Annotated in this window: 20 protein-coding genes; 10 read left to right on the forward strand and 10 right to left on the reverse strand. The window is 67.5% G+C overall.

The window, feature by feature from the left end; all coding sequences use genetic code 11:
• From HMPREF2581_RS09985 to rocR, 5 genes are all read right to left on the reverse strand, one after another.
• The coding region (locus HMPREF2581_RS09985; RefSeq protein WP_070867319.1) for a SagB/ThcOx family dehydrogenase at positions 1–1,174 on the reverse strand (1,174 nt) is incomplete at its 3' end.
• A gap of 2 nt (positions 1,175–1,176) precedes the next feature.
• Positions 1,177–1,755 (reverse strand): GNAT family N-acetyltransferase, encoded by a 579-nt coding sequence (locus tag HMPREF2581_RS09990; RefSeq protein WP_003110395.1) that lies wholly within the window; start codon positions 1,753–1,755, stop codon positions 1,177–1,179.
• A 26-nt stretch (positions 1,756–1,781) separates the two neighbouring features.
• Positions 1,782–2,372 (reverse strand): GNAT family N-acetyltransferase, encoded by a 591-nt coding sequence (locus HMPREF2581_RS09995; protein WP_003110394.1) that lies wholly within the window; start codon positions 2,370–2,372, stop codon positions 1,782–1,784.
• A gap of 214 nt (positions 2,373–2,586) precedes the next feature.
• On the reverse strand, positions 2,587–6,225 hold the full coding sequence (locus HMPREF2581_RS10000) for a transporter substrate-binding domain-containing protein (protein WP_003137721.1): 3,639 nt from the start codon (positions 6,223–6,225) through the stop codon (positions 2,587–2,589).
• A gap of 101 nt (positions 6,226–6,326) precedes the next feature.
• On the reverse strand, positions 6,327–7,505 hold the full coding sequence (rocR, locus tag HMPREF2581_RS10005; protein ID WP_003106013.1) for a two-component system response regulator cyclic di-GMP-specific phosphodiesterase RocR: 1,179 nt from the start codon (positions 7,503–7,505) through the stop codon (positions 6,327–6,329).
• A 281-nt stretch (positions 7,506–7,786) separates the two neighbouring features.
• Here rocR and HMPREF2581_RS10010 point away from each other — a divergent pair, with 281 nt between their 5' ends.
• Entirely contained in the window at positions 7,787–8,416 is a 630-nt protein-coding gene (locus HMPREF2581_RS10010; RefSeq protein ID WP_003093094.1) for a response regulator transcription factor, read from the forward strand.
• A 292-nt stretch (positions 8,417–8,708) separates the two neighbouring features.
• Positions 8,709–9,950 carry a TIGR03862 family flavoprotein gene (locus tag HMPREF2581_RS10015; RefSeq protein WP_003110392.1) on the forward strand — a complete coding sequence of 414 codons (1,242 nt, stop codon included), beginning with the start codon at positions 8,709–8,711 and terminating at the stop codon, positions 9,948–9,950.
• A 22-nt stretch (positions 9,951–9,972) separates the two neighbouring features.
• On the opposite strand, the gene HMPREF2581_RS10020 is transcribed toward HMPREF2581_RS10015, so the two are convergent.
• The 3 genes from HMPREF2581_RS10020 to HMPREF2581_RS10030 all read right to left on the reverse strand — a co-directional run bounded on the left by HMPREF2581_RS10020 (position 9,973) and on the right by HMPREF2581_RS10030 (position 12,685).
• On the reverse strand, positions 9,973–11,322 hold the full coding sequence (locus HMPREF2581_RS10020; RefSeq protein ID WP_003118269.1) for an RNA helicase RhlE1: 1,350 nt from the start codon (positions 11,320–11,322) through the stop codon (positions 9,973–9,975).
• Positions 11,323–11,399: 77 nt separating this feature from the next.
• Positions 11,400–11,903 (reverse strand): LabA-like NYN domain-containing protein, encoded by a 504-nt coding sequence (locus HMPREF2581_RS10025; protein ID WP_003093104.1) that lies wholly within the window; start codon positions 11,901–11,903, stop codon positions 11,400–11,402.
• A 65-nt stretch (positions 11,904–11,968) separates the two neighbouring features.
• Entirely contained in the window at positions 11,969–12,685 is a 717-nt protein-coding gene (locus HMPREF2581_RS10030) for a DUF2076 domain-containing protein (protein WP_016254299.1), read from the reverse strand.
• Positions 12,686–12,784: 99 nt separating this feature from the next.
• Here HMPREF2581_RS10030 and HMPREF2581_RS10035 point away from each other — a divergent pair, with 99 nt between their 5' ends.
• The 4 genes from HMPREF2581_RS10035 (at position 12,785) to HMPREF2581_RS10050 (ending at position 15,859) form a co-directional block, all read left to right on the forward strand.
• On the forward strand, positions 12,785–13,366 hold the full coding sequence (locus tag HMPREF2581_RS10035; protein ID WP_003137718.1) for a cysteine hydrolase family protein: 582 nt from the start codon (positions 12,785–12,787) through the stop codon (positions 13,364–13,366).
• A gap of 157 nt (positions 13,367–13,523) precedes the next feature.
• Positions 13,524–14,618 carry a dimethylsulfone monooxygenase SfnG gene (gene sfnG, locus HMPREF2581_RS10040; RefSeq protein ID WP_003137716.1) on the forward strand — a complete coding sequence of 365 codons (1,095 nt, stop codon included), beginning with the start codon at positions 13,524–13,526 and terminating at the stop codon, positions 14,616–14,618.
• A gap of 83 nt (positions 14,619–14,701) precedes the next feature.
• Positions 14,702–15,358, forward strand: coding sequence for a DUF7847 domain-containing protein (locus tag HMPREF2581_RS10045; protein ID WP_003093108.1), 657 nt, complete (start codon positions 14,702–14,704; stop codon positions 15,356–15,358).
• Between the two features lie 66 nt (positions 15,359–15,424).
• Positions 15,425–15,859, forward strand: a complete 435-nt coding sequence (locus HMPREF2581_RS10050; protein WP_003137714.1) for a VOC family protein — start codon at positions 15,425–15,427, stop codon at positions 15,857–15,859.
• 6 nt (positions 15,860–15,865) lie between these two features.
• Here HMPREF2581_RS10050 and HMPREF2581_RS10055 read toward each other — a convergent pair whose 3' ends face one another.
• Positions 15,866–16,702 (reverse strand): SDR family oxidoreductase, encoded by an 837-nt coding sequence (locus HMPREF2581_RS10055; RefSeq protein ID WP_003093110.1) that lies wholly within the window; start codon positions 16,700–16,702, stop codon positions 15,866–15,868.
• A 61-nt stretch (positions 16,703–16,763) separates the two neighbouring features.
• On the opposite strand from HMPREF2581_RS10055, the gene HMPREF2581_RS10060 reads away from it, so the two are divergent.
• The 3 genes from HMPREF2581_RS10060 to HMPREF2581_RS10070 all read left to right on the forward strand — a co-directional run bounded on the left by HMPREF2581_RS10060 (position 16,764) and on the right by HMPREF2581_RS10070 (position 19,158).
• A complete protein-coding gene (locus tag HMPREF2581_RS10060) occupies positions 16,764–17,903 on the forward strand; it encodes an endonuclease/exonuclease/phosphatase family protein (protein WP_003110387.1) in 1,140 nt (379 codons plus the stop codon).
• A gap of 89 nt (positions 17,904–17,992) precedes the next feature.
• Entirely contained in the window at positions 17,993–18,727 is a 735-nt protein-coding gene (locus HMPREF2581_RS10065) for a substrate-binding periplasmic protein (RefSeq protein WP_003093112.1), read from the forward strand.
• Positions 18,728–18,750: 23 nt separating this feature from the next.
• A complete protein-coding gene (locus HMPREF2581_RS10070; protein ID WP_003093113.1) occupies positions 18,751–19,158 on the forward strand; it encodes a hypothetical protein in 408 nt (135 codons plus the stop codon).
• 10 nt (positions 19,159–19,168) lie between these two features.
• Here the strand turns inward: HMPREF2581_RS10070 and hrpB are convergent, their stop codons facing one another.
• Entirely contained in the window at positions 19,169–21,685 is a 2,517-nt protein-coding gene (gene hrpB / locus HMPREF2581_RS10075) for an ATP-dependent helicase HrpB (RefSeq protein WP_003137713.1), read from the reverse strand.
• 141 nt (positions 21,686–21,826) lie between these two features.
• Here hrpB and HMPREF2581_RS10080 point away from each other — a divergent pair, with 141 nt between their 5' ends.
• Positions 21,827–22,243 (forward strand): hypothetical protein, encoded by a 417-nt coding sequence (locus tag HMPREF2581_RS10080; RefSeq protein ID WP_003093116.1) that lies wholly within the window; start codon positions 21,827–21,829, stop codon positions 22,241–22,243.

Consider the following 22,243-nt stretch of genomic DNA (forward strand, 5'->3'; position numbering starts at 1 on the left):
GCCGCCGCAGGCCGCTGCGATCCAGCCAGTACAACCCCGGCACCAGGCCCCGGACGCGATGGACGAACAGCAGTAGATCGACCCGCGCGGCCTCGCCGGTGACCGCGAAAGGCACCGGCGAGCGCTCCGGCAGCAGCCTGCGCAGCCAGGCCCGCAGCAGTTCGACATCGATGCCGGCGCGCCCGTCCATGCGCTGCGCGCTACGCCGCCGATGCAGCAGCGGTCGCAGCGGCAGGCCGGGGTTGTCGTTGCCGGGCTCGCCCGGTGCGACCCTCCACGGGCGTGCCGGCAGGCGCGGCGCCCGGCATAGCCCATGTATCCGCTGCAACTCCGGCCAGTCCCGGTACTCCCGCGACAGCCGGTTCGGTGCGCCGGCCAATGGCAGGGCCGCCAGCCCTTCGCACAGGCGCGGCGAAAGGGAAGGCTCCTGCGTGAGCGCCGGCCCGATCCAGAACAGTGCGTCGACGCTCTCGCACTCGGCGAAGCCGTCCCGGTCAAGGCCGAACAGGCCGTCCAGTGCGCTTTCGGCGACGCCGCGCAGCAGGCGCATCTCCCAGCCCTGAATCGCCGCGGCGATCGAGAGGCAGGCCAGCGCGTGGCCGAGGTCATGCTGGCAGTAGCGATAGGCTCGCTCACCGTATTTCCAGGCCTCGCGCCAGGGCACGCTGGTCAATGCCAGGAGGCAGCCGCCGGCCGGCAAGCAGTCATCCAGCAGCGAAGCCAGCGGCGCCGGCAGTTCGCCGCGCACCTCCAGGGCATGTTTGTCGGGACGGTAGTGGGCGAGCAGTGGCGCCGGCTCCAGGGTACCGCCGGGAAGCAGCAGGTAGGCTTCGGTGGGATGCAGGTTGCCGCTCGACGGATTGACCCGTAGCGCCCAGCGAGTGCCGCCGGCCTCCTTCCAGGCCGACAGCGCCAATCCGTCGTAGAGCATCTGCGAGAGGCTGCGGCGATCGAGCCGGGAGGGCGCGGCCGCCGGCCCGGAAAACACCCCGTCGTAGGGTGGCGACTCCTCCAGCGGCCGATGCAGCAGTTCGACTTGCCGGCAGCCCCGGTACTGGCGGAACGGCGCCGGCTGGGTCGCCCAGTCCAGTCCGCCGGGACCGGGAGCGTAGCGCTCCGGGCGATGCATGCTGAGGCGATGGTAGGAGAGCACCTCGCCGCCGCCGTCGCCCATGTTCACCGCTCCGCCCAGCGGGCCGCGTCGACGCGATAGAGGATATGCCGGCGCATCGGGTGATCCGCTGCCAGGAGTGGGTGGTCGAAATCCTCGGCCGGATCGCGACGCATGCCCAGGCGCTCCATCAAGCCCCAGGAGCGGCGGTTGGGCGGCGTGGTGAAGGCCACCACCTCGGGCAGGCGCAGCCGCTCGAAGGCGAAGTCCAAGGCGGTTTCCGCCGCTTCGCGGGCGAATCCACGGCCCCAGTAGGCGGGCGCCAGGCGCCAGCCGATCTCCACGGTCGGGGCGAAGTGCACGTCCATGGTCACGTCGAACAGGCCGGTGAATCCGATGAACGCCGCCTCGCCCGGTAGCTCCAGGGCCCAGGGCCCGTAGCCACGCTCGGCAAAATGCGCCTGGACGCGATCGACCAAGGCGTCGCTCTGCGCGCGGTCGAGCACACTGGGGAAGAATTCCATTACCTGCGGGTCGGCGCACATCTCGGCGAACGCCTCGCGGTCGCTGTCGCGCCAGGCGCGCAGCAGCAGGCGCGGGCCATGCAGTTCGGAAATGGCGGAAGGGGGAAGGTTCGCGTTCATGGGAGGCCTTTTCGGAAACGGCCGACTCATCTGCGAAGCCAGTCCTCGCGCGTCAACCGGTACAGCACATGATGCCGCAAGCGGTGGCCGGGGGGCAGGTCGGGATGCTCGAAGTCGTCGGTGGGATCGCGATGCATCCCCAGGCGCTCCATCAGTCCCAGGGAGTTCTCGTTGGCCGGTACGGTGAAAGCCACCACCTGGTCCAGGCCAAGGGTATCGAAGGCGTAGCTCAGCGCCGCCTCGGCCGCCTCGTGGGCGAAGCCCTCCGCCCAATGCTCGGCGGCGAGACGCCAGCCGATGGCCACCGCGGGTACGAAGGGCGCATCGAAGTCCACGACCTCCAGCCCCACGTAGCCGATGAAAGGATCGCCGCCCTTGACCTGCAGCGCCCACCAGCCAAAACCGTGCTCGGCGAAGTGCGCGTCGATGCGGCGCAGCAACGCGTCGCTCTGGGCGCGATCCAGGCAGGACGGAAAGAACTCCATCACCCGCGGGTCGGCATTCAGCTCGGCGAACCTGGCTCGGTCCTGCACCAGCCAGGGCCGCAGGATCAGACGGTGGGTATACAGCCGTGGCGAGCGCAGATGCTCGATGCTCAGGCTGGTCAGGTCGGCCATCGCTTGGTTCCTTTCGTTCAACGCACTCCAGAAGGACTATCTGACCGCAGGAATCGGCTGGGGTGCCCGCGAGGGCGGTATTCCGATCTTTGGTCAGGCTCCGCGGAAAAGGCTCCCCAACCGGAGTGTAGTCTTTTCCGCGCCTGGACATGCCCGATCCTCGGGCAAAGCGATGACGATTGGTTTACCGCCCGGGCAACGGGCGCAGGCCACGTCAATCCGTGCACTCTTCCACCAGGCTCTCGTCCAGGGCGAGGATCGCCAGTTTCACCCCAACGGCGCACTCCTCCACCCAGGCGAACGAGGCGTTCGGGCTGAGGCAGGCATCCTCGAGGCGCCGGCAGCTTTCCACCAGTTGCTCGCCACGCACCACCCTCGCCGCGCCCTTGATCCGATGCGCCAGCTCGGCCAGTTCGCCGGTCTCCTGGCGTTGCACCAGTCCCTCGAGGGTCTCCAGGTCCTTGCGGTTGCTGGTCAGCAGTTCATCGAGCAGCCGCCTGAGCATCGTCGGCTCGCCGCCGGTCAGCGCATGCAGGGAATCCAGGTCGTAGAGACGGGGGTCCGACGGTATGGCGACGGGTTCGGCGTCGATGGTGACGGGCAGGTCGTCGTCGGCGAAGCCCAGGGCCAGAAGACGCTCCTCGAGAACATCGAGACCGATGGGCTTGATCAGGCATTCGTTCATTCCAGCCTGGATGCAACGCTCGATCTCCTCCGGCTGGGCGTCCGCGGTGAGGCCGATGATGACCACCGGTTCCTCGCCATTCTCGCGCTCCTCCTGGCGGATCGAGCGGGCGAGGTCGGAGCCGCTCATCAGCGGCATGTGGCAGTCGGTGATGACCATGTCGAACGGTTGCCCATGCCAGAGGTTGAGAGCGTTCAGGCCGTTCTCCGCTTCCTCCACGTCATGACCGAGGAAGCTCAGTTGTTGATGGAGGATCTGCCGGTTGACCGCATGGTCGTCCACCACCAGCACCTGCAACCGCCGCGCCTGGCGACTGCCGAGCGGGATCGCCCGCACGTTCTCGACGATCGGTTCCAGCACCTGCAGGCGCAGCTCGACGTCGATCCGCGTACCCTGCCCCAGCTCGCTGCTCATCACCAGACGCCCTCCCATCATTTCGCACAGCGAGCGCGAGATCACCAGGCCGAGCCCGGTGCCCTCGGTGTTCTGCAGGTTGCGGTTGACCTGGGCGAAAGGCCGGAACAATTGCTGCTGGTCGCCCAGGGAAATACCGATGCCGGTGTCTTCCACACAGAGATTGACCTGCAACAGCGACGGCTCCACCTGGCGGCCATCGATGCGGATGCGGATCGATCCCTCGTCGGTGAACTTGATCGCGTTGCTGACCAGGTTGGAGAGGATCTGCTTGAAGCGCATGGCATCCAGCAGTACGTCGCCGTTGATACTCGAATCGATCTCCAGCACCAGGCTCAGGCGCTTTTGCCGGGCCAGGCCTTCGAACACCCGTGCCACCGATTCCACCAGCTCGCGCAGGTTGGCCCGTTTCGGCGACAGGCTGAGGCGACCGGACTCGATGCGGGCGATGTCGAGAATATCGCCGATCAGCTCCAGCAGGCTCTTCGCCGAGGCATAGGCGATCTCGATGCTGGAGCGGTCCACCCGACCGGTCTCGGCACGCTTGAGCGCCAGTTCGAGGATGCCGATCACCGCATTCATCGGCGTGCGTATCTCGTGGCTCATGGTCGCCAGGAAGGTGGTCTTGGCCCGGCTCGCTTCGTCGGCCAGGTTCTTCGCTTCTTCCAGTTCGTCGATCAACTGGCGGTGCTCGGTGATGTCCAGCCAGCCACAGATGACACCGCGGATGGTCCCGCTGGAATCGCGGAACGGCTGGATCCAGTGGTCGATCCAGCGCTCCCGGCCGCCCAGCGCCACCGGGTAGACCGCCTCGATGGTCCTGCCCTCGCGCATGGCCATCAGGTAGCTGCGATGGAACTCCGGAGCGGTCTCGAAGTTTTCCATGGGCAGCTCGAGCACGGTGCGGTTCATCACCTCCTCGGAACTCAGGCCGACGCTCTGCAAGTAGCTGCGGTTGCAGGACAGCATCCGTCCGTTGACATCGCGCACATACAGCGGCGGGGGCATGCAGTCGGTCAGGGCCTCGACGAACCGCAACTGGTCGCTGAGCGCCTGTTCGACCCGCGCGCGCGCCCTGATCTGCCGGCGCTGATAAGTGACCCAGCCCAGGCAGAACAGCAGCAAGGCCGCTGCGATCGCCAGGATCTCGGTGATCACCAGGATGTAGTCGACCCAGGTCTGGCCGCTCATTCCCGGCGGCGAGCGCCAGCGATTGACGATATCGCTCAGGTCGTCCGGCGAGATGCTCAGCAAGGCCTTGTCGAGAATCGACTGGAGTTCGGCGTCGCCTCGGCGAACGGCGAAGTGGGCGGTGGCCGCACCGATGGGAACCAGGTCGGCGATCGCCAGCCTCTCGCGGAACAACCGGACGATGTAGTAGCGAGCGGTGACCAGCGGCACCACCGCCGCGTCGGCCCGTCCTTCGTAGACCAGGTTCATGGCATCCAGCGCGACGCCGACCTCCACTATCGAGGCCTGCGGATAGCGCTCGCGCACCTGTTGCATGCCCACATGGCCGGCGGGAATCGCTATGCGCTTGCCGTCGAGGCTTCCGGGGCTCTCCGCGCGTCCCTTGTCGTCCGCCCGGGTGACGAGGACGTACGAGGTGGACAGGAACGAGCGGGTGAAACGCAGCATTTCCTCGCGCTTGCTGCTGCGGCTCATGATCGCCAGGTCCGCCTCCTTCCTGGCCAATACGCCGATCTGCTCGGGGAAGCCGCCACTGCGAGGCGTGACCTGGAAATGCAGGCCGGTGCGGCGGGAAATCATGTCCAGCAGGTCGGAGGCGATGCCCGAGAAGGTCTCGTCGGAATTGAAGAAGGCCAGCGGCGCCAGGTCGTCGTTGATGACCAACCGCACCACCGGGTGGCGAGCGATCCAGCGGCTCTCCTGCGGCGTCAGCGCGATACGCTGGCCCGTTGGCAGGGAGCCGCTGCCGACCCAGCGCCTGGCGATGCTTTCGAGACGGTCCTGGTTGATCGCGCCGATGGCCGAGTTGACGACGCGCAACAGGTTCGTATCGCCGCGACGAAGGAGGAAGCCGTAGCCCCCTTCCAGGCGGGCATCGGCAAACCGCTCGAACCTCACGTAGCCGTAATAGGATCGATTGATCCGGTGGTAGGCGCTGAGCACATCGTCGAGATACAGGTCGGTATGTCCGAAAGCCACCGCGGCAACGGCCTCGTCATGGCTGCCGAAGACCACGAAACGCGCCCGCGGGAAACGCTGGCGCAATTCCCCGACATGCTCCCGGGCCACCGCCACGCTGAGTCCGGCGAGATCCTCCGGCGAGTTGCGCTTTTCCCCCATCCGCTTGAACACCGCCAATCGGTCACGGGCGTAGGGTTGGCTGAGCACCAGGGAAGAATCGCCCGCCGAGCTGTAATGGCTGCCAAGCAGGTCGATCTTTCCGGCAGCGAGCGCCGCCACGGCATCCGCATGGGTATCGAAGCTCACGACCTTGATGCGCATGCCGAGCAACTGTCCGACCAGCGTGGCGACGTCCGCCGTTATGCCTTCGTAGTTCTCGTCGTCGAGCCGGACGTTGAAGGGCGAGGTCTCGTCCAGCGCCGCGCCGAGCCTCAGGTGACCCTTGTGGCGCAGCCAGGCCCAGTCGTCCTCGGCGATCGCCATGTCCTCGTGCTCGATGCGCAACTGGCTGAACAGCGTCAGGGACGGATGCGCTTCGATGGCGAACAGGCGTCCGCCCGACAGCAGCAGGCAGAAGAACAGCAGGAATAGTTTTGATCGCATGAAAGGTCTGTGCGGCAGGGCCGGCAGTTGTATGGAAAGGAAACGCGTCCGGCGCGAGGCCCGGCGTTCGGCTAGCGGCAGCCGAGGCCAGGGCGGCGGCGTCAGGATCCGGAGCAATAGTCGAGAAAGTGCTGTTCCGGCATCGGCCGGGCGAACAGGTAGCCCTGGGCTATGGAGCAACCGAGTTCGATCAGGCGTACCCGTTGTTCGTCGCTCTCCACCCCTTCCACCACCAGGGAAATTCCCAGCGCCTGCGCCAACGCCACGACACTGCTGATGACGGCGCAACTCCTGGGCTGGGTCTTCATCTTCTGGACGAAGGTTCTGTCCAGCTTGATCTGGCTGAAGGGAAACTCGCAGAGCCGGTCGAGGGACGAATAGCCGGCGCCGAAATCGTCCATCGCCAGGCCGCAGCCCATGATCCGCAGACGCACGAGGTTCTCCAGGCTGCTGGCAGGAGCGCTGATCAACCCGGTCTCGGTGATCTCGAACATCACCGAACTGGGCGGCAGGTGGAACTCGGTCAGCAACGCCGAGATGTTCTCGGCCAGCGCACGCGAACCCAGTTGCGAAGGATGGACGTTGAACGCCAGGTTGATCGGCTGCCCCAACTGCGCCAGCTTCCTGCGCGTCGCCAGACCCTGGCTGAACAGTTGCCAGAACAGCTTGTCGACCAGGTTGTAGGTTTCCATCACATAGAGGAAATGCGACGGCGGCAATACGCCGAGATGCGGGTGGTTCCAGCGTGCCAGGACCTCGGCGCCGATCAGGCCGCCGCCATCCAGGGCCACCTTGGGCTGGTAGTAGGCTTCGAACTCGCCGTTGTCGAGGCCGCGCACCACGTCCGCCACGGAGGGCAGCTCGGCGACTTCGATCTGTCGCGGCAGGTCCTGGCGACGAGCGTTGTAGCGGGTCAACAGGGCGGTGATCCGCTCCAGGCTGAATGGCTTGCCGAGGTCGCCGAGAAAATTGAGGCCCAGGCACTCGATCATCGAAATGGTGGCCTGGCGCAGGATGGGATCCACCTCGCTGCTGAGGATCACCGAATGAACCTTGCCGCTCAGGCTTGCGTGGCGAAGGAATGCCAGGCCGTCCATGCCGCTCATCTGCAGGTCGCAGATGGCGATGTCGACGTGTCCGCAGGACTCCAGGATCGCCACCGCCTCCTTGCCGTCCGCCGCCTCGAGGATCGATCCGGGCACCACTTTCTTCAGGGCTGTGACGGCTACCAGGCGCTGAAAAGGCTCATCCTCCAACACCAGAACATTCAAATCATTCATCACGGTCCACACAGGGTTTCCAGGAAATACCGGCGATATACTGCTGTGTTTCCCTTACTAGACCTATGGGACAAGTCCCCATGTTTTGTGGGAATTTTCCTACTGATTTGGAGGTTCGGTTGGATTAGCATGGTTCCACATGAAAAACCGAATCGCCCCGCCTCAACAGGCTATTCTGGACGGCGATCTCGGCCTAGCGCCCAACATGGATGACCACCGGCGGCAGCGCCCGGGAAATCGAATCCCGACCCTGCCCCGGTCCCTCAAGGTAAATCGAATTTATGCATACCGTCCTGATCGTCGACGACCACCCCGTCATCCGCCTCGCCGTGCGCGTCCTGCTGGAAAAGCATGGTTTGCAGGTGGTGGCCGAGACGGACAATGGCGTGGATGCCATCCAGTTGGTCCGGGAGCACGAACCGGACGTGGTGATTCTCGACATCGGCATTCCCAAGCTCGACGGCCTGACCGTGATCTCGCGGATCAAGTCGCTGGAACTGCGCACCCAGGTGCTGGTACTCACTTCACAATCCGCAGAGGCGTTCTGCAAGCGCTGTATCCAGGTCGGCGCCCGTGGGTTCGTCAACAAGGAAGAAGACCTGAACAACCTGATCAACGCCCTGAACGCCGTGATCGCTGGCTACACGTTCTTTCCTTCGCTCACGTTCGATACCCTCGGCACCCCGCCGGAGCGCATTTCCGAAAGCGAGCTTATCGGCCTGCTCTCCGACCGCGAGATGATCGTCCTCCAGCATCTCGCCATGGGCTATTCGAACAAGGCCATCGGCGAGAAGCTGTTCCTCAGCAACAAGACCGTCAGCACCTACAAGACCCGCCTGCTGCAGAAGCTCGGCCTGGGTTCGCTGGTCGACCTCGCAGAGTTCGCCAAGCGCAATTCGCTGATCCACTGACCTGGCGCTTCGCTGTCGAAGCCCAGGCCTAGGCACCTTCGAGCAAGCGCGGCCGGAAGCCGTTCCTGCCACGCCACGAGCATCGGCGGATTTCCACAAAGCATGTGGAACCGCCTGTGGATAAGGTGCGAAAAACGCTCCGTGCAGCGCATCGTGCCTGGCCTTGCGACGGTTGATCAGTTCCTGACCAGGCGCACGGCGAGCGGACCAGGTGGCATCGACAAGGCTCGGAGGCGGTCTTCGCCTCGGTTACACTGCACGCCGGTTTCCCCAGGTCTCGCTCGTCGTCCACATGCCCAGTCAAGCATCCTCCCCTTCCCCCCAGGTCGCCATCGTCGGCGGCGGTCCCGCAGGCCTGATGGCCGCGGAGGTCCTGAGCCAGGCGGGCGTACGCACGGAAGTGTTCGACGCCATGCCCTCGGTCGGCCGGAAATTCCTCCTCGCGGGCGTCGGCGGCATGAACATCACCCATGCCGAGGCCAGGGAACAATTCCTCGGCCGCTATGGCAGGCGCCAGAAGGAAATCGCCGCACTGCTCGGCGAATTCGACGCGGATGCGTTGCGCGCCTGGATCCACGGCCTGGGTATCGACACCTTCGTCGGCAGTTCCGGCCGGGTGTTCCCCTCCGACATGAAGGCCGCGCCGTTGCTCCGTGCCTGGCTCAAGCGCCTGCGCGAGCAAGGCGTGCTCATCCACACCCGCTGCCGTTGGCTGGGCTGGAACGCGGACGGTACGCTGGACATCCAGAGCGCCGCCGAGCGCCTGTCGATACGGGCCGACGCCGTGATCCTGGCGCTCGGTGGCGGCAGTTGGCAGCGCCTGGGCTCCGACGGCGCCTGGGTGCCCCTGCTGCGGGCCCGCGGCGTCGAGGTCGAGCCCCTGCGGCCAAGCAATTGCGGTTTCGAGATCGGCGGCTGGAGCGAGCTGTTTCGCGACAAGTTCTCCGGCGCTCCGGTCAAACCGGTGGCCATGGGACTGGCGGGCGAAACGCCGCGCCAGGGCGAATTCGTCGTGACCCGCGACGGTATCGAGGGCAGCCTGGTCTATGCCCTCTCCGCCGCCATCCGCGAACGGATCGAGGCACAGGGATCGGCCGAAGTATGGCTGGACCTGTTGCCGAACAGGCGTCGCGAGCAGATCGAGGCAGCCCTGGCTCGCCCGCGCGGCTCCAGGTCGATGGCCAATCACCTGCGCAGCCAGTTGGGCATCGATGGGGTTCGGGCCGGCCTCCTGCGTGAACTCACCCCCGCCGCCACCTATGCCGAGCCGGCCCGCCTGGCGGCGGCGATCAAGCGCCTGCCGCTGACGCTGCTGCGCCCGCGTCCGCTGGACGAAGCGATCAGCAGCGCCGGCGGCGTGCGCTTCGAGGCGCTCGACCGCAACCTGATGCTCGCTGGCTTGCCCGGCGTGTTCTGCGCCGGGGAAATGCTCGACTGGGAGGCGCCCACCGGCGGCTACCTGTTGACCGCCTGCTTCGCCAGCGGGCGCGTGGCCGGACTCGGCGCGCTGGCCTGGTTGCGCGGCAGGCGCTAGAGACCGGTACGCCAGCGCCTCGCTATTTGCCGGACGGCCGCTTCTTCGGCTTGCCCGCCGCGCCCGCGCCGAAGCCCGGCGCCTTGCGCACCGCCTTGACCGTCGGCGCGCTGCTGTCGAACCAACTGCCCAAGTGGATCTTGCCGGGCTTGCCGGCGCTCTCCGCGGCCTTGGGTTTCTTCGGCTTCTTCGGTTTCTTCAGCACCACGCCGCCCGGCGCGGTCTGCGGCACCCGGTGTTCCGGCGCGAAGTCGGGCTCCTCGCGGCGCTGCAGGGTCTGCCCGATCAGTGTCTCGATCGCCGCCAGCAGCTCCACTTCGTCGGCGCAGACCAGTGACACCGCCTGGCCGGAGGCCCCGGCACGGCCGGTACGGCCGATGCGATGCACGTAGTCCTCGGCGACGATCGGCAGGTCGAAGTTGACCACCAGCGGCATTTCCTCGATATCCAGGCCACGCGCGGCCACGTCGGTGGCTACCAGCAGGTCTACCTCGCCGGCCTTGAACCGCTGCAAGGCGCGCAGCCGCGCCGGCTGCGGCTTGTCGCCATGGATCGAGTCGGCGGCGATACCCTGGCGCTGCAACAGTCCGACCAGTTCCTCGACGCTCTTGCGGGTCTTGGCGAAGACCAGCGCCTGGCGCCAGCGATTGGCCTGCAACAGGTGGCAGAACAGCTCGGCCTTGCGCTTCTTGTCCACCGGCACCAGCCATTGCCTGACGCTCTTCGCCGCGGTATTGCGCGGACTGACCTCGATGGACAGCGGGTCGCGCAGCAGTTCGCGGGCCAGCGTGCGGATGGCGTCGGAGAAAGTCGCGGAAAACAGCAGGGTCTGGCGCTTGCGCGGCAGCGCGGCGAACAGCTCGTCCAACTCGCGGGCGAAACCGAGGTCGAGCATGCGATCGGCTTCGTCCAGCACCAGCGCCTGGAGCTGGGCGAACTTCACCGCGTTCTGCCGATACAGGTCGAGCAGCCGCCCGGGAGTGGCGACGAGGATATCCACCCCCTTGCGCAGCTTCATCATCTGCGGGTTGATGCTGACCCCACCGTAGGCCACCGCGGTACGCAGCGGCAGGTGCTGGCCGTAGTCGCGGACGCTGGCGTGGACCTGCTCGGCCAGTTCGCGGGTCGGAACCAGGACCAGTGCACGCACCGAGTTCGCAGCGACCTGCGGCCCCTCCAGGGTCAGCCGCTGCAGCAACGGCAGGGCGAAACCGGCGGTCTTGCCGGTGCCGGTCTGTGCTGCGGCGAGCAGGTCGCGGCCCTTGAGCGCCGGGGGTATGGCCTGGGCCTGGATCGGCGTAGGCGTGCCGTGGCCGAGCCCTTCGAGGGCCTTGAGCAGGGGGTCGAGCAGACCGAGGGAAGCGAACGTCATGAGCGACTCGGAAAAAAGGAAACGGACGGCATTCTAGCGGATTCGCCGTCTCCCATCGTCCTCTGGAGCGCGGCCGGTCAGCCCTTGAGCAGCAGTCCGCCCTCGATCGGCACGTAGCGCGACGCCGCTCGGATCAGCGCGTTGGCGGTCAGGCCAGGCACCCCGTAGGCCGTAGCCACGACGCCGTGGGCGCGGATGACCTTCTCCAGCAGCAGATCGAAGTCGCCGTCACCGGAGAGCAGCACCACTTCATCCACCCGCGGCGCGGCATCCAGTACGTCGATGGTGATGCCGACATCCCAGTCACCCTTGGCCGAGCCGTCGGCACGCTGGATGTAGGGCTTCAGCTTCACCGTGAAACCGAGGTTGCGCAGAATCTGCTGGAACTGTTGCTGACGCGGGTCGCCGCGGTCGATGGCGTAGGCATAGGCCTCGACGATGCTCCCGCCGCGAGCGATGTCTGCCCACAGGGCGGCGTAGTTGAGATGGCAGCCGTAGGCCTGGCGCACGGTGTAGTAGAGGTTCTGCACATCGGCGAAGACAGCGATCTTCTTCGCCGCGGGCGACTCGGGACGACTCAAGGGGAACTCCGGAACGACGGCAGTGGGCCACCATTATCGCAGCCCACGGCCCGCAACCCTAACGGTCAGGTGAACAAATCGTCGTCGCCGAGGAAGCTGGAGTCGTCGTTGAAGTCGCTATCGCTGAAATCGCCATCGGCGAAACCGCCGTCGGCGGGATAGTCGCTATCGGCGAAGCGCTCGGTTGCCGGCTCGGGATCGGCAAACTGACTGGCGTCGAGGTTATCCACCGGGACGTCCTGGATCACCTCGACGATTTCCTGCGGTTGGCTGTGGCGGAACATGCCGGTGAGCAGGTCGGCCACCAGCATCCCGCCAGCGACCCCGGCGGCCGTCTGCAACGCGCCGCCGAGAAAACCGCTGGCCCGCGAAGGCGCGGCCGACGCGGCGGGCGCCATACCCGGACGCATGTCGCCGGCCCCCGCCGCCGGATTGGAGAAACGCGTCTCGCCCCAGCCCGCCGGGCGCCCCGGTTGGCTCGGCGCCGGCTCGTCGCGCGCGCCGCCACCGAACAGGCCGGAGAGGAAGCCGCCGCTGCTCGGACGGCTCTGCTGCAACTGGGCGACCTGCGCCTCGAGCTCCTTCACCCGTTGGTCGAGGCGCTTCAGCGCGGCTTCCTGGATCAGCACCACCTGCGCCATGTAGTACGGCGCCGCCGGCTGCCGCACCAGGTGCTGGTTGATCTGCGCCTCGGCCTCGGCGTCACGCGGAGCGGACTGCCCCTCGGCCTCGCGCAGGCGGCTGAACAGGCCGTCGATCAGGGTTTTCTCATCGGATTTCATCGCACGCCTCGACTGCATTTCGAGAAGGAAGGATGGATTGCACCAAAGGGAAATATTGGAGCACCCTGCACGATCTCAAGTTCCTCCGGTGAATTCCCGATGAATGACCACGCCCAGCGCTCCGCACGGCCCCAGGTCGCCCTGCTGATCGTCGACCTGCAACGCGGCATGCAGCGCCACGACCTGCCGCCGCGCAACAATCCCGGCGCCGAGGCGCGCATCGTCGAACTGCTTGCCGCCTGGCGCGCCGCCGGCTGGCCGGTGGTGCACGTCCGGCACATTTCCCGGCAGCCCGGCTCGCCCTTCGCGCCCGGCCAGCCCGGCGTGGAGTTCCAGCCAGCGCTGGCGCCGCGCGACGACGAGGCGGTGTTCGAGAAGAACGTTCCCGACGCCTTCATCAACAGCGGCCTGCAACGCTGGCTCCATGTCCGCGACATCCGCCAGGTGGCGCTCGTCGGGGTAGCCACGGAGAACTCGGTGGAAGCCAGCGCACGAAGCGCCGGCAACCTCGGCTTCCAGACCTGGGTAGTGGCCGACGCCTGCTTCACCTTCGCCAAGCCCGATTTCCATGGCACCCCGCGCAGCGCCGACGAGGTACATGCGATGGCGTTGGCCAACCTGCACGGCGAGTACGCCGTGGTACTGCGCGCCGCCGAACTGTTGCAGCGCTTGCCGGCCTGACTGTCTGCCGGGCAACAGCGGGACAACAGGGCTGTCCGGCAGAAGACAGGCCGCCTCCGCCATATCCCCCATAAGCCATTGATTCGAAAACATGAATCCGGGATGGCACGGTTCCTTCATAGACACCGGACCACGCCCCTACCCGGAGATACCCCCGATGAGCCAAGAGCAACAGCCGATCCACTTCGCCTACTGGGTCCCCAACGTCAGCGGCGGCCTGGTGGTGAGCAAGATCGAGCAGCGCACCAGCTGGGACATCGACTACAACCGCAAGCTGGCCCAGTTGGCGGAACGCAACGGCTTCGACTACGCCCTCTCGCAGATCCGCTTCACCGCCGGCTACGGCGCCGAGTACCAGCACGAGTCGGTGGCCATCAGCCACGCCCTGCTGGCGGCCACCGAGAAGCTCAAGGTGATCGCGGCGATCCTGCCTGGCCCCTGGCATCCTGCGGTCGTGGCCAAGCAACTGGCGACGATCGACCAACTGACCAATGGCCGGGTCGCGGTGAACATCGTCAGCGGCTGGTTCAAGGGAGAGTTCACCGGCATCGGCGAACCCTGGCTGGAGCACGACGAACGCTATCGGCGCTCCGAAGAGTTCATCCGCGTGCTGAAAGGCATCTGGACCGAGGAAAACTTCACCTTCAAGGGCGATTTCTATCGTTTCCACGACTACACCCTGAAACCCAAGCCGATCCAGCAGCCGCACCCGGAAATCTTCCAGGGCGGCAGCTCGCGGGCGGCGCGGGACATGGCCTCGCGCGTGTCCGACTGGTACTTCACCAACGGCAACAGCATCGACGGCATCCGCGCCCAGGTCGAGGACATCCGCGCCAAGGCGGCGGCCAACGGCCATTCGGTCAAGGTCGGAGTGAACGCCTTCATCATTGCCCGCGACACCGAGGAGGAAGCGCGGGCGGTGCTCGACGAGATCATCGCCAAGGCCGACTACGAGGCGGTGAACGCCTTCGGCGACGCGGTGAAACAGGCCGGCAAGGCCTCGCCGGAGGGCGATGGCAACTGGGCCAAATCCACCTTCGAAGACCTGGTGCAATACAACGACGGCTTCAAGACCAACCTGATCGGCACGCCACGGCAGATCGCCGAACGCATCGTCGCGCTGAAGGCGGCCGGGGTCGACCTGGTGCTGTCGGCCTTCCTGCACTTCCACGAAGAAGTGGAGTATTTCGGCAAGCACGTGTTGCCGCTGGTCCGCGAACTGGAGCAGGCCCAGGCCCGCGAAGCGGCCTGATCGGCAACGGCGGCCGCCAGGCGTTGGCCTCGGCGGCCGGCTGGGTTAGAGTCGCGGGCTCGTATCCGATCTGCCGACCCGCGATGAATCCTCTGCTGCCGCTGCGTGACGCCTGGTTCTTCTTCACCCGCCACCTGACCACCCTGGTGCCGCTCTGCCTGCCCTGGATATTCCTCGAAAGCCTGCTCCAGCAGCAGATCGACGAAGCCGTCGGCCCCCAGCAGATGGGCGCCTGGAGCCTGGTCGCCGGACTGCTCTTCTACCCGCTCTACACCGCAGCCCTGATCCTGTTCATGGACGCGCGCGGGCGCGACGAGCGGCCTCGCGTCGGCCAGCTGTGGAGCGCCGCGCTGCGCCTGTGGCCAGCCTTCGCGCTACTCGCGGCGCTGACTTCGCTGCTGATCGTGCTCGGCCTGTCGCTGCTGATCCTGCCGGGCATCTTCGTCATGGTGAAGCTGGCCTTCGCCGAATTCTGCCTGGTGCTGCGCGGCCGTAGTCCGCTGCAGGCGCTGCGGGAAAGCTTCGAGTTCACCCGTGGGCGATTCTTCCTGATCCTCGCCTGTTCGCTGGTGATCCTGCTGCCGGTCTGGAGCCTGGAAGCCTGGCTCGCCGATTCGGCCGGCGACGCCGTCGTGCTGCGGGTCGCCCTGCATACGCTCAGCGGGTTCTTCCAGCTGCTGTTGACCATCGTCGCCTTCCGCATCTACAGCCTCGGTCCGGCGCCACGCAACGGGATGTGAACGGCGCCGCGCGCCGATTCGCCGCGCTGGCCTATGCTTGACGAGCCCTGCCTCGAGGAACGGACCATGAGCGACGAATCGGCCAACCCCAGCTGCATTTCCCACCTGTCCATCGGCACCAACGACTTTCCCCGTGCCCGAGCCTTCTACGACGCGGTGATGGCCGCCCTCGGCTGCAAGGTGATCCTCGAATACCCCGGCGCCGTGGCCTACGGCAAGCTCTATCCGGAGTTCTGGGTGCAGGCGCCGATCGACGGCCGTCCCGCCAGCGTCGGCAACGGCAGCCACGTCGGCCTCTTCGCCGACAGCAAGGCCCAGGTCGACGCCTTCCACGCCGCGGCCCTGGCCGCCGGCGCAGACGACGAGGGCGCGCCGGGCCCGCGTCCGCTTTACGGCGAGCCCTACTACGGGTGTTTCATCCGCGACCTCGACGGGCACAAGGTCGAGGCCTCCTACTGGGACATGAGCCAGGGCTTCGACGCCCACGACCACGCCCACTGAGCGCCGTCAGGGTTGCGGCTTGAGTCCCGACAGGCGCGGCACCAGCAGCTTTTCGAAGAGACGCGGAAAGAAGCGCGCCAGCAGCCGCGCCCGCCAGTTGACGTTGGACAGCACCAGCAGGCGCCGGCGCCGCGCGGCGCCCTGGAAGATCGCCTCGGCGACCTCCACCGGCGATGCCACCTGGCTGCCCAGCACTTGCACCGGCTGGCGAGTCACCGAGCCATCGCCGACCAGCGCATTCTTGCGCAGGTCGGTGGCGGTGAATCCCGGGCAGGCCAGGGTCACGCTGACGCCGGTGCCTTCCAGCTCCATCCGCAGGGTGTCGAACAGACCGTGCAAGGCATGCTTGCTGGCGTTGTAGGCGCTGCGGTAGAGCAACGGGGCGAAACCGGTCAGCGAACTGAGCACGACGATCTGCCCGCGCCGTTCGAGCAGGCTCGGCAGCGCCGCGCGGGTGCAATGCACGGCGCCGAAGAAGTTCACCGCCATGACCTTGCGGAAAACCCCCAGGCCGGTTTCGGCGAAGGTACCGCGGTGGGTGATGCCGGCGTTGTTGACCAGCACGTCGATGCCGCCGAAGCGCTCCACCGCCAGCGCCACGGCACGCTCCACCGCATCGGCGTCGGCGACGTCGCAGCGCAGGCCGAGCGCCTCGCCGCCGAGATGGTCGCGCAGGTGCTGCACCAGGCTGTCCAGCGCCGCCTGGTCGAGGTCGAGGATCGCCAGTCGCGCACCGGCCCGGGCGAAACGCAGCGCCAGCGCGCGACCGATGCCAGAACAACCACCACTGACCAGCACCACCTTGTGGCGGTAGGCCTGGCTGCTGAATACCTTGCGCGGCATGCGATACCCTCCCGCTCGAAAAAACGCGAACCCTTGCGTCAATTCGACCTGCAAGGGTGAAATGCGCGGCGGCAAGCTCTATGCTCTGGTCCTTTCCAGCATAGTCTCGATTGCGATGTCACTGCCCCGTCTACGCAACCTGCTGTTCGTCGGCCTGCTCCTGCTGGTCGGCGGTGCCCTGCTCGCCAGCTACCTGCTGAGCTGGCAACCCGCCGATCGCGAAGCCGCGCCCCTGCATTGCCAGGGCGCCGCGCCGGCGCTGAAGCCGGGGCAGGCCCTGAAGGTGATGACCTGGAACATCCAGTACCTGGCCGGCAAGCGCTACGTCTTCTGGGACGACCTGCCGGATGCCACCGGCCCGGACCAGCGCCCCACCGCCGAAGACCTGGCGTTCACCCTCGACGAGGTGGTCCGGGTGATCCGCGACGAGCAGCCGGACCTGGTCCTGCTCCAGGAGATCGACGACGGCTCCAGCGCCACCGACGATCAGGACCAACTGGCGCTGATCCAGGAGCGCATCAACGATCTCTACCATTGCAGCGCCCAGGCCTACGAGTGGAAGTCGGCCTTCGTGCCGACGCCGCACATCTTCGGCAGCGTCGGCCGCAAGCAGGCCACCCTGAGCCGCTATCGCATCGATAGCGCCGAGCGGCGCCAGTTGCCGCCACGCGATGGCGGGCTGTTCGACCGCCTGTTCGGGCCGCGCCCGGCGATCCTGGTCAGCCACCTGCCGATCGACGGCGGCGGCGAGCTGGCCGTGCTCAACGCCCGCTTCGACCGCCCGCAGGCGAACGACGACACCCTCGAGCGCCAGGTCGAGACCACCCGTACGCTGCTCGACGAACTGCAGGCCAGGCGCACGCCCTGGCTGCTCGGCGGCGACCTCAACCTGCTGCCGCCCGGCCAGTATCCCTACCTGCTGGCGCCGCTGCGCGCGCCCTACCGGGAAGACAGCGAGCTGGCCGTCCTGAGCGGGCGCTTCCCGATGGTGCCGTCGCTGGAAGAGGCCAGTGGCGTCGACCAGGTTCGCTGGTACACGCACTTCCCCAACGACCCACGGGTCCAGGGGCCGGATCGGACCCTCGACTACCTGTTCCACAGCCCCTCGCTGACCCGTCTCGATGCCCGGGTCCGGCGCAGCGATACGCTGCAGATCTCCAACCACCTGCCGCTCGCCGCGCGCTTCCTGCTGCCCCATTGACCGGGCGCGCGCCGGGCTGGACAAGCGGCCCGGCGCGCCGCATGCTTCGCCCCCATTCATAACAACAAAAAACGGCAAGGCCGGACACCATGCCCCTACGCACCACAACGCCCCTGCTCGCGCTGCTGGCGTTCGCCCTGCTGGCCGCCCCGCAGCTCCATGCGCAGGACGCAAGGCCGTCGTTGAACGTCGGCTACTACGAATTCCCCCCCTACATCTATACCGCCCGGGATGGCCACGCCGCCGGTTCCGGCGCCCGCCTGGTCCGCCTGCTGCTGGAGCGGGCCGGCTATCGTCCGGCGTTCCGTGCCCTGCCCAGCGCGCGCCTGTACCTGGGGCTGCAGGACGGCAGCGTGGCGCTGTGGGCCGGCGCGGCCAAGCCGGAGCTGGCCGCCGACACCCTCCAGGCGCGGCGCGTGCTCGGCCACGTCAGCCTGAACCTGTACTACCCGGCGCACCAGCCGGCACCGCGGGTTCCCCAGGACCTGGCCGGACGCCGGCTGATCCTGATCAGCGGCTACAGCTACTGGAAACCGGTCACCAACTTCATCCAGGACCCCAACCTGCACCTGCGCCTGTACCGCACCGGCACCCACCACGCTGCCTTGCGCATGCTCGAACTCGGGCGCGGCGACTACCTGCTCGACTACCAGGCGCCGGTGGAAGCGGCCAGCCGCCAGGCGTTGGCGAGCCAGGAACTGTACCGCCTGCCGCTGCGGATGATCGTCTCGCGCCACATTCCCGGCGCCGAAGCGCTGCGCGACCGCCTGGACCAGGCCTACGACCAGTTGCGGAGCGACGGCGCCGACCTGTCCCTGCTGTGAACCGACCCCGGAGGAGGAGCCCGATGCATACCGCCATCCCCTGCTGCACGATCAACGGCGAACAGCCCGCCCTGCGCGGACAGGTCTGCCAGTCGCTGCTGATCCAGGAATGGTGGTGGGAAGGCCGTCCGGCCGATCCGGTGAACGTGGTCTACCTGCAGTTCGAGCAACGCTGGTATCGCCTCTACTTCGAGGGCGAGACGGTGTTCTGGCGCAGCGGCGAAGCGCCGCGGCCCTGCGAGAACGACGAAGGCCCGGGCGAGTACCGCCTGCACGACCTCGGCCGGCAGCGCGGCCTGGTCGGTGTGCGCCTGCTGGCCCTGGAGTTCGTCCTCAACGGCCCGACCCTGGACAGCCACTTCGACTTCGCCGACGGCCAGCGCCTGAGTTTCCGGCACTTCCTCGACGACGACCTGACCCGGGTGCTCTGAGCGCCGTCGACTACTTGCGTGGCTTGGCCCGGGCAGTGGCCTCGGCCACCAGCGGGTCGTCCGGCCAATAATGCTTCGGATAGCGTCCCTTCAGGTCCTTCCTGACTTCCGCATAGGTGCTGCGCCAGAAGTTCGCCAGGTCCTGGGTCACCTGCACCGGACGATGCGCGGGAGACAGCAGGTGCAGCTTCACTGCCAGGCGGCCCTGGGCGATGCGCGGAGTGTCGCCGAGGCCGAACAGTTCCTGCAGGCGCACCGCGAGGATCGGCGGGGTTTCGCTGTAGTCCAGGCGGATGCGCGAGCCGGAGGGGACTTCCAGGGTTTTCGGTGCCCACTCGTCGAGACGCTGCGGTAATGGCCAGGGCAGCAGCCCGGCGAGGATCGAAGCCAGGTCGAGGTTGGCGAAGTGAGCCAGGCGGGTGACCTTGCCGAGATAGGCCGGCAACCATTCCTCCAACCGTTCCAGCAACGCGGCGTCGCTGACGTCCGGCCACTCGCTCTCGCCCTTGTCTTCCAGGTCCAGCCGGCGCAGCAAGCCGATGCGCGCCTGCCACTGGCGCAGTTCCGGGGTCCAGGGCAACAACTCCAGGCCCTTGCGCCGGACCAGGCCGAGCAGCGCCTGGCTGCGCGCCGCTTCGTCGAGGCCGGGTAGCGCCTCGCTGGACAGCACCAGTTCGCCGACCCGGCGCTGGCGCTCGGCGCGCAGCACGCCTTCGCGCTCGTCCCACTGCAGCTCGTCGCGCTGGCTGACCTGCTCCGCCAGGACCGTATCGAACAACCTCGGATCGAGTTCGGCGGCCAGGTAGATCCGCTCTTCGCGCTGGCCCTGGCGGCTGCCCAGATCGGCGATCACCAGCCAGGGCTGCTTCATCAGGCTGTCCGGTTCGCCGAACTGCGCAGCGCGCCCATTGGCCAGCCGGTAGTCGCCGCCGCCGGCGCGGCGCTGGCGAGCGATGCGGTCGGGATAGGCGAAGGCCAGCAGACAGCCCAGCCAACGAGGATGGCCGGGATCGACGACCGCTTCGCTGGCGGCGCCGCGCAGGTAACCGCGGAACTGCCGGGCCAGTTGCCGGGCGCGCTGTACCGCGCCGCGCGAGGCGCCAGCGCGGGCCTCGCCGGCGAGCAGGGCGAGACGGCTGTGCAGGTCGGCGCCGCCGCCACGCTGTATGTCACGTTCGCCGAGCAGCGCCGCTACGTCGCAAGCCAGTTCGCCAAGGCCGAGGGCCTGGCCGCGCAGCAGCAGGTGGGCAATGCGCGGATGGGTCGGCAATGCGGCCATCGCCTGGCCATGGGCACTCAACGCACCGCTGGCGTTCAGCGCCCCCAGCCGCCCGAGCAGCTCGCGGGCCTGGGCGTAGGCCGCCGCGGGCGGCGCGTCGAGCCAGGCCAGCTCCTCCGGCGCCACGCCCCAGCGCGCCAGTTGCAGGGCCAGCCCGGCCAGATCGGCCTGGAGGATTTCCGCCGTGCCGTAGGCAGGCAACTGCTCATGCTGGCTCTCCGACCACAAGCGGTAGCATACGCCCGGCTCCAGGCGCCCTGCGCGGCCGGCACGCTGGGTAGCGGAGGCGCGGGAGATGCGCTGGGTCTCCAGGCGGGTCATGCCGCTACCCGGATCGAAGCGCGGCACCCGCGCCAGGCCGGCGTCGATCACCACCCGTACGCCGTCGATGGTCAGGCTGGTCTCGGCGATGTTGGTCGCCAGCACCACCTTGCGCGTGCCCCGCGACGCCGGCTCGATGGCGGCGCGCTGGGCGGCGAGGTCGAGCTCGCCATGCAGCGGGCAGAGCAGCACCTCGGGGCGTCCGCCAAGGGCTTCGCGCAAGCCTTCGTGAACGCGGCGGATCTCGGCCTGGCCGGGAAGAAAGACCAGCACGCTGCCGCTTTCCTCCGCCAGCGCCTGGAGCACCGCCTGCTGCACCCGCGGCTCGATGAACTCGCCGGGTTGCGCCGCCCGTCCCCAGCGGATATCCACCGGGAACATGCGGCCCTCGCTGCGCACCACCGGCGCTTCGCCGAGCAGCGCCGCAAGACGCTCGCCCTCCAGGGTCGCCGACATCACCAGCACTTTCAGCGGCGGCTCGTCGCGCAACAGTTCGCGGCCATTGAGAGTCAGCGCCAGGGCCAGGTCGGCATCCAGGCTGCGCTCCTGGAATTCGTCGAAGATCACCAGGCCGACACCGTCCAGCGCCGGGTCGTCTTGCAGGCGACGGGCAAGGATACCCTCGGTGACCACTTCGATGCGGGTCTTCGGGCCGACCCTGCTCTCCAGGCGGATCCGGTAGCCGACGGTCTCGCCGACCTTTTCGCCCAGCTCGGCGGCCAGCCGCTCGGCCGCGGCCCGCGCCGCCAGGCGTCGCGGTTCGAGCATGAGGATGCGTTGGCCGGCGAGCCAGGGCTCGTCGAGCAGGGCCAGCGGCACCCGGGTGGTCTTGCCGGCACCCGGCGGGGCTTCCAGGACGGCCTGGTGTTGTGCACCAAGGGCCTGGCGCAGGGCGGGAACAACGGCGTCGATGGGTAGGGAAATCATGCTGGCTCCGGACTGACCGACGAAGTATACCGGCGAACCGGCAGGCGCTTTCGACGGTCTTATCGTCATCGTCGCGGCAGAAGATTGCCGAACGCTGGTCGATTGCTATAGTTCGCCGTCATGTTCACCCGGAGGTCATACATGCGCCTTGCCACCCGCGTTTCCTGTGCCGTTCTCAGTGCAGCCCTGCTGAGCCAGTTGTCGGCCTGCGGTACGCTGTTCTACCCCGAGCGACGCGGCCAGATCGACGGCCGCATCGATCCGGCCATCGTCGCCTTCGACGCCATCGGCCTGCTGTTCTATATCATCCCCGGCCTGATCGCCTTCGGCGTCGACTTCGCCACCGGCGCCATCTACCTGCCCGACGCCAAGTACTCGGTCGCCCCGGAAGTGCTCAAGGATGCCGTCGGCGCGGACGGCAAGGTCGACAACCGCAAGCTCAAGGCCATCCTCGAACGCGAGATCGGCCGTGAACTGCCGCTCGACGACCCGCGCCTCATCCGCCACAGCGGCAGCGTCGAGCAACTGGCGGCCTATGGCCTGAAGCCGGCCGCCTGA

Source organism: Pseudomonas sp. HMSC057H01, assembly GCF_001836405.1.
Lineage (GTDB): Bacteria > Pseudomonadota > Gammaproteobacteria > Pseudomonadales > Pseudomonadaceae > Pseudomonas > Pseudomonas aeruginosa.

What these genes read in the sequence shown, in the direction of transcription:
- HMPREF2581_RS09990 (WP_003110395.1), bottom strand. Translation starts at nt 1,755, where the DNA reads ATGAACGCGAACCTTCCCCCTTCCGCCATTTCCGAACTGCATGGCCCG.
- HMPREF2581_RS09995 (WP_003110394.1), bottom strand. Translation starts at nt 2,372, where the DNA reads ATGGCCGACCTGACCAGCCTGAGCATCGAGCATCTGCGCTCGCCACGG.
- HMPREF2581_RS10000 (WP_003137721.1), bottom strand. Translation starts at nt 6,225, where the DNA reads ATGCGATCAAAACTATTCCTGCTGTTCTTCTGCCTGCTGCTGTCGGGC.
- rocR (WP_003106013.1), bottom strand. Translation starts at nt 7,505, where the DNA reads ATGAATGATTTGAATGTTCTGGTGTTGGAGGATGAGCCTTTTCAGCGC.
- HMPREF2581_RS10010 (WP_003093094.1), top strand. Translation starts at nt 7,787, where the DNA reads ATGCATACCGTCCTGATCGTCGACGACCACCCCGTCATCCGCCTCGCC.
- HMPREF2581_RS10015 (WP_003110392.1), top strand. Translation starts at nt 8,709, where the DNA reads ATGCCCAGTCAAGCATCCTCCCCTTCCCCCCAGGTCGCCATCGTCGGC.
- HMPREF2581_RS10020 (WP_003118269.1), bottom strand. Translation starts at nt 11,322, where the DNA reads ATGACGTTCGCTTCCCTCGGTCTGCTCGACCCCCTGCTCAAGGCCCTC.
- HMPREF2581_RS10030 (WP_016254299.1), bottom strand. Translation starts at nt 12,685, where the DNA reads ATGAAATCCGATGAGAAAACCCTGATCGACGGCCTGTTCAGCCGCCTG.
- HMPREF2581_RS10035 (WP_003137718.1), top strand. Translation starts at nt 12,785, where the DNA reads ATGAATGACCACGCCCAGCGCTCCGCACGGCCCCAGGTCGCCCTGCTG.
- sfnG (WP_003137716.1), top strand. Translation starts at nt 13,524, where the DNA reads ATGAGCCAAGAGCAACAGCCGATCCACTTCGCCTACTGGGTCCCCAAC.
- HMPREF2581_RS10045 (WP_003093108.1), top strand. Translation starts at nt 14,702, where the DNA reads ATGAATCCTCTGCTGCCGCTGCGTGACGCCTGGTTCTTCTTCACCCGC.
- HMPREF2581_RS10050 (WP_003137714.1), top strand. Translation starts at nt 15,425, where the DNA reads ATGAGCGACGAATCGGCCAACCCCAGCTGCATTTCCCACCTGTCCATC.
- HMPREF2581_RS10055 (WP_003093110.1), bottom strand. Translation starts at nt 16,702, where the DNA reads ATGCCGCGCAAGGTATTCAGCAGCCAGGCCTACCGCCACAAGGTGGTG.
- HMPREF2581_RS10060 (WP_003110387.1), top strand. Translation starts at nt 16,764, where the DNA reads ATGCGCGGCGGCAAGCTCTATGCTCTGGTCCTTTCCAGCATAGTCTCG.
- HMPREF2581_RS10065 (WP_003093112.1), top strand. Translation starts at nt 17,993, where the DNA reads ATGCCCCTACGCACCACAACGCCCCTGCTCGCGCTGCTGGCGTTCGCC.
- HMPREF2581_RS10070 (WP_003093113.1), top strand. Translation starts at nt 18,751, where the DNA reads ATGCATACCGCCATCCCCTGCTGCACGATCAACGGCGAACAGCCCGCC.
- hrpB (WP_003137713.1), bottom strand. Translation starts at nt 21,685, where the DNA reads ATGATTTCCCTACCCATCGACGCCGTTGTTCCCGCCCTGCGCCAGGCC.
- HMPREF2581_RS10080 (WP_003093116.1), top strand. Translation starts at nt 21,827, where the DNA reads ATGCGCCTTGCCACCCGCGTTTCCTGTGCCGTTCTCAGTGCAGCCCTG.